The organism is Mycobacterium sp. NGS50, assembly GCF_059812545.1.
Genome location: NZ_JCALCW010000078.1, coordinates 1 through 1,403 on the forward strand (window position 1 = coordinate 1; position 1,403 = coordinate 1,403).

1 protein-coding gene and 1 pseudogene are annotated in these 1,403 nt (G+C 68.0%); one reads left to right on the plus strand and one right to left on the minus strand.

Annotated elements, in window-relative coordinates; all coding sequences use genetic code 11:
- Positions 1-729: pseudogene (locus AC5Y36_RS25735) on the minus strand (DUF222 domain-containing protein); the annotation flags it as partial.
- Positions 730-892: 163 nt separating this feature from the next.
- Between AC5Y36_RS25735 and AC5Y36_RS25740 the strand changes: the two are divergent.
- The coding region (locus tag AC5Y36_RS25740; RefSeq protein ID WP_500043806.1) for a helix-turn-helix domain-containing protein at positions 893-1,403 on the plus strand (511 nt) is incomplete at its 3' end.

The window sequence follows — 1,403 nt, forward strand, 5'->3', positions numbered from 1 at the left end:
GGTGCACGGGGCCAAGTCGTCGGGATTGCACATGCCCGGGGCGGCCCAGCGGGCCAGCACCGCATCCCAGCTCGCGCGGGCTTGGGGATCGAGGTATCCGCTGATCGGGGTCATCCCGTCACGGTCCTGGCGGCCCAGCCGGATGCCGCGGCGGACGGTGCGTTCCTGCTCGGATTAGTTGCCGTCGGGATGTAGATAGTCGGCGAGTTCCTGGGCGAATGCGGTGAGTTCCTCGGGGCGGTGTCCGGTGGCGTAGGCGGTGAGCTGTTGTTCGGCGATGCGCAGCGTGTCGGGCTCGATCGTGTCGGGCAGATAGGTGAAAAACGCGCGGATCACCTGAATGTGGGCGGTACTGATGGCTCCGCTGCGTTGCGCGGCGGCCGCGGCCGGGAACACCGGGTCCAGCGGCTGCCCGGTCAGGGTGCGCCGCGGCCCCAACGCGGCGGCATCGGTGATCCGGCGGCCCGCCTCGGCGCCGGTGATGCGTAGTTCCTCGGCTAACACCGCACGCAGCTTGCCGCCCACCTCGACCGGGTCAGCCGTGGCCAGTGCGTTGATGACCGGATGCTCGAGCACCGCAAGGCGGCGCCGCAGCGTCTCGGCGCGGCGCAGTAGCGCGATCAGCTCTCGCGGCGCCAACCCCTCGAGATCCATTTCCAGCGCCCGGTCCAGGCCCGCCGCCAGGGCGTCGAACACGTCGTCGACTTCTTCTCCGCTATTCGAACGCATGTGGCGCTCCACGGGTTTTCGTGGGCGCCTTTCCGCTGTTCAGGGCGGTATTCGGTTGTAGGGAGCGGGGTTCGGCGTCTCTTCGGTGAAATGAGGGACGCGCACGCGGTGTGGCTCTAGGTTTCGGGGTTACCACACCAACCTCAACCGCAAGGACACCGACGTGCGCGTCTCCACTGCATTTAACCGCCTGCTGCAGATTCCCGGGGCATCGGTCAGCGATGTCATGATCACAAGCCACGATGTCGAGGTGACCCTGCGGCCGCGTGCGCGGCTGCTGCGCTGCCCGTGCGGGATGCTGTGCTCGGCGTTCTATGACCGCCGCGAGCGTCGCTGGCGACACCTTGACCTGGGCACTCACCGGTTGTGGCTGGTCTATGCGATCCGTCGGGTGGACTGCCCGCAGTGCGGCGTGCGCACCGAAGAACTGCCCTGGGCGCGGCCAGGGGCTCGGCATACCCGCGATTTCGAAGACACGGTGCTGTGGCTGGCCCAGCGCACCGACCGCACCACGGTGGCCACGCTGATGCGCTGTGGCTGGGAAACCGTCACCGCGATCATCAACCGCGGCGTCGCTGAGCTGCTCGACACCCGCCGGCTCGACACCCTGTATCGCATCGGCGTCGACGAGGTCTGCTACCGCCACCCACATCGCTATCTGACGATCATCGGCG